This is a genomic window from Natronorubrum halalkaliphilum, assembly GCF_009834785.1.
GTDB classification, from domain to species: domain Archaea; phylum Halobacteriota; class Halobacteria; order Halobacteriales; family Natrialbaceae; genus Natronorubrum; species Natronorubrum halalkaliphilum.
The window spans coordinates 87,693-102,052 of sequence record NZ_WUYX01000069.1; the positions used below are offsets into that span (position 1 = coordinate 87,693).

At 62.1% G+C, this 14,360-nt stretch carries 12 protein-coding genes and 1 tRNA gene; 3 read left to right on the forward strand and 10 right to left on the reverse strand.

Annotation, left to right across the window (positions count from 1 at the left end; all coding sequences use genetic code 11):
• Nucleotides 1-3: 3 nt before the first annotated feature.
• The 3 genes from GS429_RS18560 to GS429_RS18570 all read right to left on the reverse strand — a co-directional run bounded on the left by GS429_RS18560 (nt 4) and on the right by GS429_RS18570 (nt 2,285).
• The gene (locus tag GS429_RS18560; RefSeq protein ID WP_328821479.1) at nt 4-579 is read right to left on the reverse strand and encodes a DUF7524 family protein; all 576 of its coding nucleotides are present in this window, start codon (nt 577-579) and stop codon (nt 4-6) included.
• Nucleotides 580-592: 13 nt separating this feature from the next.
• Entirely contained in the window at nt 593-796 is a 204-nt protein-coding gene (locus tag GS429_RS18565) for a methytransferase partner Trm112 (RefSeq protein WP_160066963.1), read from the reverse strand.
• A gap of 118 nt (nt 797-914) precedes the next feature.
• Nucleotides 915-2,285 (reverse strand): adenylosuccinate synthase, encoded by a 1,371-nt coding sequence (locus tag GS429_RS18570; RefSeq protein ID WP_160066965.1) that lies wholly within the window; start codon nt 2,283-2,285, stop codon nt 915-917.
• Between the two features lie 281 nt (nt 2,286-2,566).
• Here GS429_RS18570 and GS429_RS18575 point away from each other — a divergent pair, with 281 nt between their 5' ends.
• On the forward strand, nt 2,567-2,872 hold the full coding sequence (locus tag GS429_RS18575) for a hypothetical protein (RefSeq protein WP_076578478.1): 306 nt from the start codon (nt 2,567-2,569) through the stop codon (nt 2,870-2,872).
• A gap of 336 nt (nt 2,873-3,208) precedes the next feature.
• On the opposite strand, the gene GS429_RS18580 is transcribed toward GS429_RS18575, so the two are convergent.
• From GS429_RS18580 to GS429_RS18600, 5 genes are all read right to left on the reverse strand, one after another.
• Nucleotides 3,209-5,887, reverse strand: coding sequence for a DUF7527 domain-containing protein (locus tag GS429_RS18580; RefSeq protein WP_160066967.1), 2,679 nt, complete (start codon nt 5,885-5,887; stop codon nt 3,209-3,211).
• Between the two features lie 37 nt (nt 5,888-5,924).
• Nucleotides 5,925-6,203 carry a UPF0058 family protein gene (locus GS429_RS18585; RefSeq protein ID WP_160066969.1) on the reverse strand — a complete coding sequence of 93 codons (279 nt, stop codon included), beginning with the start codon at nt 6,201-6,203 and terminating at the stop codon, nt 5,925-5,927.
• Between the two features lie 77 nt (nt 6,204-6,280).
• Nucleotides 6,281-6,922 carry a DUF998 domain-containing protein gene (locus GS429_RS18590; protein WP_160066971.1) on the reverse strand — a complete coding sequence of 214 codons (642 nt, stop codon included), beginning with the start codon at nt 6,920-6,922 and terminating at the stop codon, nt 6,281-6,283.
• Nucleotides 6,923-7,175: 253 nt separating this feature from the next.
• Nucleotides 7,176-8,330, reverse strand: coding sequence for an ABC transporter ATP-binding protein (locus tag GS429_RS18595; RefSeq protein ID WP_160066973.1), 1,155 nt, complete (start codon nt 8,328-8,330; stop codon nt 7,176-7,178).
• 176 nt (nt 8,331-8,506) lie between these two features.
• A complete protein-coding gene (locus GS429_RS18600) occupies nt 8,507-8,977 on the reverse strand; it encodes a DUF5793 family protein (protein WP_160066975.1) in 471 nt (156 codons plus the stop codon).
• A 311-nt stretch (nt 8,978-9,288) separates the two neighbouring features.
• Here GS429_RS18600 and GS429_RS18605 point away from each other — a divergent pair, with 311 nt between their 5' ends.
• Nucleotides 9,289-9,990, forward strand: a complete 702-nt coding sequence (locus GS429_RS18605) for a class I SAM-dependent methyltransferase (RefSeq protein ID WP_160066977.1) — start codon at nt 9,289-9,291, stop codon at nt 9,988-9,990.
• A gap of 296 nt (nt 9,991-10,286) precedes the next feature.
• Nucleotides 10,287-10,357, forward strand: a tRNA-Gly gene (locus GS429_RS18610).
• 136 nt (nt 10,358-10,493) lie between these two features.
• Here GS429_RS18610 and GS429_RS18615 read toward each other — a convergent pair.
• On the reverse strand, nt 10,494-13,505 hold the full coding sequence (locus GS429_RS18615) for a PAS domain-containing sensor histidine kinase (protein ID WP_160066979.1): 3,012 nt from the start codon (nt 13,503-13,505) through the stop codon (nt 10,494-10,496).
• Between the two features lie 218 nt (nt 13,506-13,723).
• A complete protein-coding gene (gene ddfA, locus GS429_RS18620; RefSeq protein ID WP_160066981.1) occupies nt 13,724-14,002 on the reverse strand; it encodes a DdfA family disk-determining factor in 279 nt (92 codons plus the stop codon).
• Between the last annotated feature and the right edge of the window lie 358 nt (nt 14,003-14,360).

The following is a 14,360-nucleotide window of genomic DNA, read 5'->3' on the forward strand; positions in this document are numbered from 1 at the left end:
CCGTTAGTGGGTCAGCAAGAACAGCGCCACGGCGAGGCCCACCACGACGATTGCTATTCCGAGCGTGGCGACCGGGCCGCCGATCGTCGCCGCCGTCAGCGCTCCGATCCCGACCGCGAACAGTCCGAGCGCAACGACAGCAAGCGTCCCCGGCTCGAGCCCGGTCGCCGCGAGTCCCCGTTCGACGACGGACGGCTCCGGGCCCGACGCGGCGGGTTCGGCGAGCGATTCGTCGATATCGACCGCAGCCGGAGCCGGGTTGGCGACGACGGGAATCGAGAGCGATTCCGATCCGTAGCCGGTCAACACCTCGAGTTCGCCCTCGATGGGAGCGTCGATCGCCTCGGTGGCGAGGCGGACAGGTACGATCGTTTCGCCGTCCGCTTCGACGTAGTAGTTCGACGTCTCGAGCGTCGCGATTCGTTCGAGGTCGCCGTGAAGCCGACAGTGGACGTGTGCGGGCGCGCCGTGACTCCGGAGAACGAGGGTAAACGAGTCTCGCGTCTCGAGGGTACCGACGGCTGTCTCGAGTGAGTCGGCGGACCCGCGGTTGACGTGGACGGTGACCTCCGGAGACACGGGTATCAGGCGGTTAGGCCGGTGTTCCCTCGCGCATGTCCGGTGGCAGCAGGTTCGGGATGCCGTCTTCGATCGGATACCGTTCGCCACACTCGGTACAGACGAGGGTGCCCCCGACGATCTCCTCGCTATCGTCGTCGGCGTATTCGGCGTCCTCGAGTTCCAGGTCGTGTTTGTCCAGCGGACAACAGAGGATTTCCAGCAACGACTCCTTCATACTACGTAGGCTTGCCGCCTCCAGCAAAAGGTTTCGGGAACGCGCCGGGCCGAGAGTGATCGGGAACGGTTCGGGTCGGCGCGGTGAAAACGCACGAGGGTGCCGCGAGGCCCCCTCGCTACTGCGATTCGTAGGGGTTCTCGGCGATGACGGTCTCCTCGCGGCCCGGACCGACGCCGACCGCGTAGATCGGTGCATCGAGTTCGTCGCTGATGTACTCGAGGTAGGTCCGTGCGTTTTCCGGAATCGCGTCGTAGCCCTCCGCGGCTACGTCGGCCCAGTCGACCTCCGGCCAGCCGTCGAACGTCCGGAAGGTAGCCTCACAGCGGCCCCACTGTTCGGTCGTCGGGGGCATGGTGTAGACCTCGTCACCGTCGAACTCGTAGGAGTGACCGACTTTCACTTCGTCCAGTCCCGCGAGAACGTCGATGTGGTTGATCGCGAGGCCCGTAAAGCCGTTCGCGCGGGCCGCGTGACGCAGCATCGGCATGTCGAGCCAGCCGACGCGTCGCGGACGGCCGGTGACGGTGCCGTACTCGCCGCCCTCGTCGCGGATAGTGGTCGCGAGGGCTTCCTCGTCCCCACCGGCACCCGCATCAGCGTCGTAGTCGGGCGTTTGGCCCTCGACGCCGCCGAGTTCGGTCGGGAGCGGACCGGTGCCGACCCGCGAGAGGTAGGCCTTGACGATGCCGATAACCTCGCCGTCGCCGACGACCGTTGGACCGAGTCCGGTGCCGACGGTCGCGCCACCCGCGGTCGGGTTCGAGGACGTGACGTAGGGGTAGACACCGTGGTCGATGTCGAGTGAAGTCCCCTGTGCACCCTCGAGCATGACGTTGTCGCCGTCGTCGATACGCTCCTGAAGGAACGTGCCGCAGTCGACGGTCATCTCCTCCTCCGCGAGTCGTTCGCCGTACTCGCGGTAGGTTTCGTAGAGGTGATCGATATCGAACTCCTCGCCGGTCTCTTTGCCGAAAACGTCCTCCGCGAGGGCTTTCTTCTGGGGGACGACGTACTCGAGGCGCTCGCGGAGGACCTCGGGATCGAGCAAGTCGCCGATTCGGACGCCGCGGCGGCCCGCCTTGTCCTCGTAGGTCGGTCCGATGCCGCGTTTGGTCGTCCCAGCGGCGAGGTCTTCTTTCTCTTCTTCCTCGATTCCGTCGAGTGCGCGGTGGTAGGGGAGGATAACGTGTGCGCGCTCGGCCACGCGAACGTCCGGCTCCAGCCCGCGCTCTCGAAGCGTGTCGATCTCGTCGAACAGCGTCTCGGGATTGACGACGCAGCCGTTGCCGAGGACGCCGACTTTCCCGCGGACCGCGCCCGACGGAACGAGTGATAGCTTGTACTTCTCACCGTCGTGAACGACGGTATGTCCTGCGTTGTCGCCACCCTGATAGCGGGCGACGACGTCGGCAGCGTCGCCGTACAGATCGACGACGCCACCTTTGCCTTCGTCGCCGAGTTGCGACCCGACGATTGTGACGGTCATAACAGCGGCGGGTTCTTGCCGGGCCGATAAACAGATTACGGTATGAGCGGCTGATCCGCAGTGAAATATACACGGACGTGGATAGTCGCGGGCCAGAAGCGCACGCTAATCGATACTGTTTTTCCCGGGACATTCGTCCGTCTCGAGGTGTGAATTTGTCCTTCAGTCTCTCCGGGAACGGAAACGTTAACTACTGACAGGAACGAGCATCTAGTTGAGAGTGGACGCGTCGGTCTGCGAGAGTAACGTTTAAAAGGTACAAAGACAAGTTAACAAATGCCATGATAGACCGACTTGAGAAAGAAGTCGATATGTTGGAACGACATCTGCAGGTCCTGAAGATGGTTATCGAAAACGAACCGATCGGGATCGTCAAGATGTCGAACGAGACCGGCTACCCACACCACAAGGTCCGCTATTCGCTCCGCGTCCTTGAAGAGGAGAACCTCATCGAGCCCTCCAGTCAGGGTGCGATCAAGACCGAACGAACCGCCGAATTCGTCGACGAACTCGACGGCAAACTCGACGACATCATCGACAAACTCGACGGCATGAAGATCGAAGACGTCGCCGAGATCGAAGGCTAATCTGTCTCCCCACCGGCCGACCTGAAATCCGACATCTGTCTTCAGGCCGCTCGGGTCCCCGGGGAACGGTGTCCTCGACTGCGAGCTGTACCGTCCACTGATCGTCACCGCCTGCCCCGCGCGATACCCGCAGGCCAACGGCGATCGGATGCGATCTCACGCTCCGTTTTCTGACTGTTCTGCCGACCCGTTGAGCGCCGACAGCGACTCGACAGCCATCGCAAAATCGTCCGACTGTAGCGTATCGACCGGGAATCTCTCAGGCGACGACCAACGACCGATGATCGACGACCGACGACACCCGACTCGAGTCGATACGAAACCGCGAACCCCCGATTACAGCTCAGGGACGTTCATGTGGAACCCTTCGGAACGCGACTCGACCAGACAGAGGTGGTACCCCTGTTTCCGCGAGAGGTTGACGTAACTGAGCTTCGAGCCGCGACTGAGGAAGCCGCTACTCGTCGCCTGCTCGGTCACCTCGAGTGCGCCCGGTTCGAAGTAACTGGAGGTGACGGCGATCGCCGCCGCCAGCTCGGGATAGTTCGCTTTGACCGCCGAAGCGGCCTCTTCCATCTCCTCGAGCATCGTCTGTGAGGCGGGCTCTCGCGAGTCGTTCAGGTTCGCAACGACGAGCGGGTCGCCCATCTTGTCGAACGCGACCACGTCGAAGCTCACGTGATCGGGAACCTCGTCGGTGTCGTCGTCCTCGAGCGAGATCGTCGCGTCCAGTTCGGCGCGGTCGATTCGCGGAATCGCATCGTAGAGATCAGTCAGCGCACCGGCGTTTCCGGTATCGCGGATCTCGTAGAGCACCATCTCGGTGAGCCAGTCGACGAATCGGAACTCCATGGTCTCCGTGAGAAACGCATCGTAGGGCTCGCCGTTGACGGCGACGTCGGCCGCGTCGAACCCCGTGTGGTGCTCGAGTCGCAGGTTAGAGGCGACTTCGTTACGGTCGGCCTCGCCGTCGTGGGCCGTCTCGAGCGTCGGCTGGCTCTTCGAGAGGTAGCGCACGAAGAGGTTCGTATCGGCGAGCGCCTGCTGGGGCGAGAGTTGCCTGCTTGCGTCCAGAGTCTGGGACTGCGTACCCGAACCACCGTCGTCACCCGACTCGCGAGCGCGCTCGAGTTCGCGTTCCAACTCTTCGATCCGCGACTGGTACCGATCGACCGTGGCGGTGAGTTCCTCGTTCTCCGAACGAAGCCGATCGCGTTCGGCCTCGAGTTCTTCGGCCGCGGCCACGAGTTCGTCGCGTTGGGTTTCGAGGGTCTCGATTCGCTGTGCGAGTTCGGCGACTCGCTTATCGGACCGCTGACTCGAGTCGGCGTCGTCCGTCGTTGCCGACCCACTCCGAGCGTCCGAATCGGCCTGCTCCGCCTGTCGTGCGTCTTGCTGGCGCTGACTGCGATTGCTGGAGTTGGTCTGTCGCGTTTGGGTGGATCGTTCCTGCGTCGACGTCGACCCCGCAGACGAGTCGGCGGCCGACTCGGTCGCGTTTTTGGAGCGTTGACGACCCTGCTCCGCGGCCACAGCCGAACCGTTTCGTTCCGACTCGACCGTCTCGCTGTGGTCTGGATCGATCGACGGGATACGGCGCGTTTCGCGCCACTGCTCTTCCTCCTGGAATCGCTCTTCGTTTTCGCCCTCGGACTCGTCGGGGTCGGGTTGGGCTGCTCGTTCCGGCCGGTCCGATCCCGTGGCTTGCGAATCCCGTTGTGGCACCGATTCCGCGCTCGCGTCCGGCTTGTCGCTCCGCGAATTGGTTTCGTCCTGCGGGTGTGCACCGTCGGCCGTCCAGGAGATGTCGTTCTGCCCGAGTTGTTCTGCTGCCGCTTCAACTTCGGCCGGATCGGGACCCGACCCCTCGACGTTCTCGGTGTCGGTCTCGTCGGCGGTAATCTCGTCAGCAACCGCCGACTCGGCGGTTGGTTCCGCCGTTTCGTTCGACGTCTCCGGTTTACGTGCAGTCGAATCCGAGTCGGTCACAGCGGTCTCGTCGCCGGTAGCGGGTTCCGACCCATCGGTGGCGGATTCGCCGGTCGCTTCTCCGGCAGTGGCTCGTTCGTCAGCCGACGACGCCGACTCGGTATCGGACTCAGCCGTCGATCCCGCGTCTGTAATGCCGCTCGAGGCGGGCTCCGTCCCGACATCGTCGGTTGTAGTGATTCCGGATTGCCCGTTCCTGTCCTGGCCGTCGGTCTCGGACGACGCCGTCGACTCGATAGTGACGTCTTCGATCGGCGCGTCCGTCGTTACGCCGTCGCCGGAGGGGTCGGGCTCGTCCCCGGAGATATCGATCGACTCGAGTGCCGACTCCGTCGGGTCGACACTCGGCTCGGCTCGTGTACCCGTATCGGTGCTCGTCGAGGGCGACGCCGTCCCCGTTTCGGTCTCGGTCTTGGTCTCGGTCTCCCTCTCGGTTTCGACACCGGAACCGTCGTCCGACTCGGCAGACTGCTCGTCGCTTTCGCCCGTCCCGGGAACGTCCGTCACGTCGATCTCGACGTCGGTGACTTCGTAGATCCCGACCTCGTCGTCGGCTCGCTCGAACGCCTCGTCACCGGTAAGGAGTCGATCGGCATTGCCGATATAGGCAGCCGCCATCCGACGACCGCCGTAGTAGACGGCGTAGTAGTCGCCGCTGAGTACGTTTTCACTCAGTTCGATATAGCCGGTAAACGACCCGTTCTGGAGCGTCCCGTCGACCTCCCGGAGCGGGGTTTCGTTCGTGTAATATTTCGCCCTCGTTTCACCGCCGCGCTCTTCCATCGTACAGAGCAGCGGTAGCGAGGGGTGTGGTGCCTCGTAGACGGTCCCCGAGGCGCTCTCGAAATCCTCGATCGCGCCGTCGATAACGCCGACGATGCGACCGTTAAGCATGAATAGCCACGTCCCAGCGCCGGAGACAGCCCCCGAGAAGTCAGCAGCAGCGAGATCAGCAAGGCCATCGTAACCGCCGCTGAACGGGCGAGAATCCCATTGTTCGACGCGCTCTTGCGTGCGCGGGTCCATAGTTCAACAAGCGGGAACCGCAACAAATACGTTTCGCCTAGATTTTCGATTCTGCGTCGTCCGCGAGTTCTTTCATCCGTTTGCCGATTCGGCCGGCGCTCGAGAACTCGTCTTCGCTCATTCCCTTTGCGAGAGCGTTGCCGAGGACGAAAACAGCGTGTTTGTGTTCACTCTTGGACTTGTGAACGTGTGATGGATCGACGTCGAGCTGGTGGTACGGATCGAAGAGCGCCTCGTCGACATCTTCGCGCTGCGAGAAATACTCCATGATGACGACGAGTTCTTCGTGCAGCTCGAGGAGTTCGTCTTTATGCATGATCGCGTGTAAGGACGGTCTCGGCTTAAGCGTTGTGTGGAAGGGGAATGCAAACCCGATCCCGCGGGAGCAGTCGGTCAGTTCGACGGATCGGGTTCGGTTCGCCGGTCGACGGCCAAGACGAGAATCCAACTCCCGAACGCGAGAGCAGCGACGAATTCGGGAACGGCAAACCACGCCATCGGGTCGGCCGCCACGGTCCGATACAACAACCAGCCCACCCAGGCGAGCGGATGGACGATTCCGAGCCAGATCGAGACGAGGCCCAGACGCGGCTCGTCCGCGAGGACCAGTCCGGAGCCGTAGACCCACTGCGCGAACGGCGCGATACCGAAGTACAGCAACGCGGCCGGCCCGTGCAGACTGGTCTCGAGATACACGGCCGTGTGTCCGAGGAAAAAGACGCCGACGCCGATCAGGCCGATCGTGGCCGCCCACAGGAGGGCGACCCCCAGCCGCTCGAGAGCGGTCCGACTCTCGATCCAGAGTTGCCAGCCGAAGGGGATACCGAGCAGTCCCCCGAGGATCAATCCGCCGTTGAACAGGGGGAAGGTCACCGCGTCGGTACGACCCATATCCGAGAGTGCGCGTCCGCGCCAGGTGAACGTCTCCGGGGCGGCGAGCAGGGTCGCGAGGACGATCGCGCCCAGTGCGACGATCGGTGCGGCGAGCCCGCAGATCGTCGCGCGTCGGTGCCAGTCTCCGTCGGTCGCGGTCATTGCGTTCGCTCGAGCGCGGGAGTCAATCAAACTGTATATTCGTGTCTCCGTTACTCGAGGGAGGGCCGACAGCGAAAACGCGAAGGTCGGAAGCGCCAGGGGGCACGGCGGTGCGGTAGTGTGGCCTGCGGCAGGCTACGGTGGTGTGGAGCTGAGAGAGGGAAGCCACGGTGAGCGAGATGGGGACGGAGTAGAACTGAGAGCGGGATAATAATGAGTACGGAAACGACCATCCGACCATCGAACGGCCGACTCAATCCGCAGCAACCGACGTTTTCCCGTCGCGCTGTTCGGCCGGGAACCACGCGAGGTCGTGATCGGCCGTGACACGAACGGCGACCCGTTCGTCCAGTTCGATCTGATCGGAGTGGTTGTGCATACACTCGATCGTTTCGCCGGAGTCGAGTTCGACGCGGTAAAGCACGGTCGGGCCGAGATACCGGCGGTAGACGACGCGACCGTTGGTTTCGGTTTCGTCGCCGGGGAAGGCCGTCACGTCGTCGGGGCGGACGAGAATATCGATGTTTGTGCCGTCGTACTGGTGGGCGAGACCGTTGACGTCGTCGCGGAGCACGCGCCCGAGGGAGGTGTCGACGCTGTCGCCGTGGACCTCCCCCGAGAGGAAGCTGGCGTGACCGAGAAAGCCCGCGACGAAGCGCGACTCGGGCTGCTGGAACACCTGCTGGGGCGTATCGATCTGCTCGATGTCGCCCTCGTTCATCACGGCGACGCGATCGGAAATCGACAGCGCCTCCTCCTGATCGTGGGTCACCGAGATCGCCGTCACACCGGCCTCTTTGATGATTCGACGGACTTCCTCGCGCATCTCGACGCGCAGGTCGACGTCCAGATTGGAGAACGGTTCGTCGAGCAACAGCATCTCGGGTTCGGGAGCCAGCGACCGGGCGAGGGCGATCCGCTGTTGCTGGCCGCCGGATAGCTCGTCCGGATAGGCCTCGTCCTGGTCCTCGAGTCCGACGAGTTCGAGCAGTTCGTCGACGCGGGCGTCGCGTTCCTCGTCGACCCACTCCTGCAGGCCGAAGGCGACGTTCTCGCGGGCGGTCAGATGAGGAAAGAGCGCGAACTCCTGAAAGACGACGCCGACGCCGCGTTCCTCCGGGGGAACGAAGCGACCGTTGCCCGCAACATCATCGTCTCGAAGTTGAATCCGGCCGTTATTTGGCTTCTCGAGGCCGGCGATCAAACGAAGCGTCGTCGTCTTGCCACAGCCCGATGGACCGAGTAGGGTGAGAATTTCGCCGTCACGAACGGACAGCGAAAGCTCGGGGATAACCTCCTCGGTGCCGTACTGTTTCGCGACACTGTCGAGTTCCAGTACCACGTTCTCCGTGGCGGACTCGGGTGTTGGTTCCGTCGTGGCCGTCGAGAGTAGTTGTCCGTTCGCCATTGATCGACTCCGGCGTCTGCTGCCGTTCGTTTTGTTTAGGCGTGCCTAAAACACTTATAGCTGCCGGTCGATTCCAAGAGCGTAGGAAGACCGATGGCATCCGCGCAGTCGATCGGCACCCACTCCGAGACCCGATTCGCAGGGAAACGGTCACGAATCGGACGGGACGAACGCGGTTAGAGTTCGACGCCGCTCGGGATCAGGCTGTGCTGGCGAAGCAGGTTCCCTTCGTCGTCGTAGACCAGGAACGTCCGTTTGTCGTAGGTGACGAAGTGATCGCCGTCGAGCGTGATTTCGACCTCGTACCGTCCGTCGTCCTCCGTTGCGTCCTCGCCGTAGCTGCGAGCGGCCCGAATAAACGTCAGTACGTCGTCGGCCTCCTCGTTGAGTTCGAGGATGAACTCGCCGGTAACCCGATTCGTCACGCTGACGACGCCCGCCGCGTCGTTACCCAGCGGTTCCTGGAGTCTGAGGGCGACGTCCGTTCCGCCCGCCTCGAGAATGTCTCCGTCGGGTCCGGTAAGGCGCTCGCGGAGCATCGTTTCCGGGCCGGTAAAGTTGATCGATACCGAGGGTTGGCTCGGTTCGCCGTCGGTCTCGACCCAGTCGACATTGTTGACATCTAACGTGAAGTGCTCGCGCCTCATTCCGTATCCGACACTTCGCACTCACACCGTATCAACGTAACGCACGACCTCCCACATTCGATACATATCAACTGGCAGTCTCGGCGCGGACGACAGTGGGACGGTGTGGACTGATCTGTACCGTTCACCGCGACTCGGCCGGACCTGGCAGGCGCGAAGAGAGACGGCACGGGTCGCGGCGAACTGGACCGAATCGCGTCCTCGCCGCAGTTCGGCGGTCCTGGTTCCAGTTCCGATTGGTCGCGCCACTCACGACCGTCGTCTACCGCGTTTGCGAACGCTTTTTGCACATCCCCGGACGAAGGCAGACAATGGCCGAGGAGCAGGACGGGGACCCAGCACGACGAGCCGCCGTTCGCGACACCTACGACCGGATCGCCACCCACTTCGCGTCCACTAGGGAGTACGCCTGGCCCGAAGTCGAAGCGTTCGTCGAAGCGACTGCGAATACACGCCCCACCGACACGACCGCCCGTTCCGTCGGCCTCGATCTCGGCTGTGGCAACTGCCGCCACGCCGAACTGCTCGCCGAGACCTGCGATCCAGTCGTCGGCCTCGACGTGAGTCGGGGGCTGCTCGAGACCGGGCGCGAGCGCGCACGAGAGCGCGCGTTCGACGTCGAACTCTGTCAGGGCGACGCGTCCGAACTGCCGCTCGCCGACGATACCGTCGACGTCGCCGTCTACGTCGCGACGCTACACCATCTGCCGACCCAACGTGCTCGGCGAGACAGCCTCGACGAACTCGCGCGGGTCCTCGCCCCCGGCGGTCGTGCGCTCGTCAGCGCGTGGTCGACCGCCCACGACAACTTCGACGAGACCGACGGGTTCGACACGACGGTCGAGTGGACGCTTCCCGGGGGCGAAGCGGTCGACCGATTCTACCATATCTACGCCCCCGACGAGTTCGAGGCCGCCCTTGAGGCGAGCGACCTCGAGACGCTCGAGTGGGAGCTCTCGAGCGGGAACTGTTACGCCGAGGTGACGGTTCCGGATCGGGAGCCGACTTCGTGAGCCGGTAGTCATACTGTTGGACAGAACGACGTGAAGCCGACCGTGAATTCGGGGTTGTCGCCCACGGTGACGACTCCAGCAGAACGATCGGCTTCGTATTGACCACTGTCCGACAGTATCAATCACTGTTCTCCATCGGGATCGGTTGCGCGCTCGAGTCGCAGTATCGATCCCGCGCTCGAGTTAGTTCGGGTCGAAGTCCGTCTTCCGTCTCTCGGTTCGACGTGAAAAACGACCCGCGGATCGCCGGTCCGAAAAGCAAGAGCCTTAATGGTGGAGTGAAAACCAGAGGATGAGCGCGGATGGTCTAGTGGTAGGACCTGAGCCTTCCAAGCTCATGGCCCGGGTTCAAATCCCGGTCCGCGCATTTCTGCTGCGAACAACACCGTGAGCAGCGGCAATCGCGTACGAACCGCATCAAGTGTCACATTCTCGAGTTCGTCGTCGATCGAGTGCCGGATCGGCGATCACCGGGCGTTCTCCGTGCAATCCCGTTTTCTGGCTCACTCGGCCGCTGGCAAGGTAAACGAGAACGTCGATCCGTTGCCGGGTTCACTCTCGACCCATATTTCACCATCGTGCCGTTCGACGATGCGTTCACAGAGTGCGAGGCCGATGCCCGCCCCTTCGTACTCCTCGTTGCTGTGAAGCCGGTCAAAGACGGTAAATATCCGATCTTGATCTTCGGGAGGGATTCCGATACCGTCGTCGTGAACGGAGAAGACCCATTCTCGGCCCCGTTGCTCCGCATCGATGTGGATGTGCGGTGGATCCTCCCCGCTGTACGTGATCGCGTTTGAGAGCAGATTCTGAAAGACCTGCCGCAACTGACTGTCATCACCTTTCACCGTGGGGAGTTCCGCGTTCGTGATTTCAGCGTTGCTCTCCTGGATCTGTAGCTGCAAGTCCTCAACTGCACTGTTCAGTACCGCATCCATCTCTATCGGTTCGAACGGATCCCCCCGCGTCTCGACGCGGGAGTACTCGAGGAGTCCGTCGATCATCTCGCGCATCCGGTCGGCTCCGTCGACGGCGAACTCGATGAACTCCGTGCCGTCCTCGTCGAGGGCGTCCGCGTACCGGCGTTCGATCAACTGCAGGTAGCTGGTAACCATCCGAAGCGGTTCCTGTAAGTCGTGGCTGGCCGCGTAGGCGAACTGTTCGAGGCGCTCGTTCGACTCTTTGAGTTCGGTCTCCAGGCGCTTTCGTTCGGTGATATCGGAGATGATGCCCTCGAGCGTTACGAGAGTCCCATCGTCAAAGTGACCGCGCCCCTCCGAACGGACCCAACGAAGGTCGCCGTCAGCGGTCTCGATGCGGTAAGTAAGCGAGAACGTCTCCCCGTCGTCGACCGTTCGTTGGATCTCTTCCCACACCTCCTCTCGGTCGTCTTCGACCATGATGTCGCCACCGTAGGAGACCGCTCCAGTCTCCAGGGCGTCGGGTTCGTACCCCGTAATCTCGCGACAGGCGTCGCTAACGAACTCCATCTGCCACTCGCGGTCGTTGTGACACCGATAGACCATGCCGGGGACGTTGTCCATCAGCGTCGAGAGTTGGCGTTCGTACTCGCGGCGTTCGGTGACGTCGCGGTCGGAGACGATGATCGAGACGACATCGCCCTCGTCGTTGGTGACCGGCCTGAAGACGCCGTCGAGCGTGTATTGCTCGCCGTTCGGTCGAGTCAGATCCGTCTCGAACTCGACGTACTCGCCGTCCGCCGCGCGTTGGGTCCATCGCTTCACGTCGGACTGGACGCCGTCGCCCTCGCCCCACCACGGCGTCTCCCAGAAGGGGACGCCGGTGACGTCCTCGAGGTCGGCGTGGATATACTCCATCGCCGTCTGGTTGATATCCAGCGTCGTTCCGTCCGGTTCGAGCAGTCCGACGAGGATGTTCGGATCGTTAAAGATCGCTTCGAACCGTCGCTCTTTTCGCCGGAGTTCCCGCTCGCGCTCCTTGCGCTCGGTGATGTCGCGGAAGTACACCGAGAGGCCCGTCTCCGACGGATAGACGTTGACCTCGAGCCAGGTGTCGATCGGGGGGTAGTACGCTTCGAACGAGTTCGACTCCTGGGTCTCCATCGCTTCCCGATATCGCTTCTCGAACGGAGTCCCCTCGAGTTCGGGGAGGGTCGTCCAGACGCACGTTCCGAGCACTTCCTCCCGTTCGAGGCCGAGAATTTGCTCGGCGCGGTCGTTGACGTGCGTGAACCGACAGTCCTCGTCGAGCGCGTAGAACGCGTCGGAAATCCGGCCAAAAATACGCTGGAGTTCGCTCTCGAGTTCCTGTTCGCGTTCGTACCGATCGGTCATATCACGCGTGACCTTGAGATAGCCACGGTGCGTGCCGTCGTCGTCGAACACTGCGGTTATCGTGACGTTCGCCCAGAATCGAGTGCCGTCGTTTCTAACGCGCCAGCCCTCGTCTTCGACCGATCCGTTTGCAGTAGCCCGCTCGAGGTTTCGTTCGGGAACGCCCGCCGCCCGATCCGAGGACGTATAGAACGTCGAGAAGTGTTCGCCGAGTATTGCTTCGGCGTCGTAGCCTTTGATTTCCCGTGCACCTTCGTTCCAGCTGATAACGTCGCCGTCTGCGTCCAACCGGAAGATTGCATATTCTTCGACGGCGTCAGCCAGGGATCGGAACCGCTCTTCGGTTTCTCGGAGGACGCCCTCGGATCGCTTTCGGTCCGTGATATCGTAGTAGAGTTCGATCCGACCGCCGGCGTACTGACCCGATTCGATGGGCTTGCTGTAGTGTTCGAGCCATCGTTCCTCGTGGTCATCGTCGCCCGGCATCCGGCATTCGAACCGCTCGACGTAGCTGTTGTCCTCGTAGGTGCTCAAAACGGTATCCGCGAACTGGTCCGGGTTATCGAATTTGTGTTTCACCGCTTGGTTCAGTATCTGCCGTTTGTCGCGTCCGATAACCTCGCGCCGGTCGAGGTCGAAATAGTCCCCGATCGTCGCGTCGATCCACGCGACGTCGAACTCCTGATCGAGTACGAAGACGCCGATATTGGCTTCGTCTAACACGTTCGTGATTGAGTCGGTCGATGCCCGTGCCGACTCGAACGTGTCCAGTCGCTGCGTCCGTTCGGATAGCTCTCGAACGACGCCGATCGTCCCCTCGAACTCACCCTCGTCCTCGTTTACGAGAAGGTTGATCCGAAGTTCGCAGGGGGCGATTTCGCCGCCGGCAGTGTGGATTCCAAGTTCGAACCTGACGACATCGTCGGCCCCTGCTTTCAGTTGAGTGCGGATCTCGCGGCGGATTTCAGTGAGATCGTCATCGGCAAGAACGAGTGAGATGTGTTCGCCGAGGAGTTCGTCCCGATCGTATCCGGTCGCCTCGAGGAAACCCTCGTTGACCGCAACGAAGTGTCCGTCGGCATCGAGCTGGTAGATTCCGTCGTCGATCGTCGTAATGAGCGTCTGATATCGCTGTAGTGCCACTTTCTCGTCGGTATTCCCCCAAAATACCTCCCCAGTGGCATCCGCTCTTGAACTCATGTTCTGTGTGTAGCTATTCTAACGGATAAACCCCCCGGCGGTCGCAACAGTTCGTTCGATATTCTGTGGCCGTCGTCTTCCACGAGAATTGCGCGTCCGATCGATGTGCGATACGGATTGCTGTAACTATGTACCGCCGATCACCGACCCCGTCCCTGGTGATCGGCGGTAAGTGACTACAGTAAACCGTATGACACGGACGGAGCGATCGCTCGAGCCTACCGGGGGCCGTCCTCGAGAACGCGGATCGATCCGCTCGAGAAAACGACGATTCGATAGTCGAGCCAGTGGAACTCGACGCGGCCATCGGTCGCTCGGTCGCCGAAGAGCGAATCCAGCGCTTCGGGATTGATCGCGTCGTACAGCGGCGGGTGTAGTGCCGTCGGATCGGCGCCTTCGCGCTCGGCAACGGCACGAACTACTTTTTCGGAAACCGGCTGGTGGCAAGTAGTTACCCCCTCTCCCAGAACGTTAGCAGTTGAGTTGTTGTTGGTCATGTCCCAGCCTCTATATATGCTACTGATCAACAGGCCCTAATTAAAATCTATTGGTTCTCTTTCGACGCGCAAGCACCGAATAACTCGTCATTTTGATAATCAGTACCTTCCGTTTCGGAAGTACGCCCGGGCCTATGTTCGATTTGCCATTCTCGCGCCACTTCATTTGATATGGCAACTACTTACCGCATATCGTGTCGCGAGGACGGGGCTGAGACGGTCTGCCGGAAGCCAGTGCCGGCCGACCGCAAGACGTCTCGCGGTCGCCCTGATACACGGGTACAGCAAACCGCACGGTTGACCGCTCTCATACGGATTGCTGTAACTATGTACCGCCGATCACCAGGGACGGGGTCGG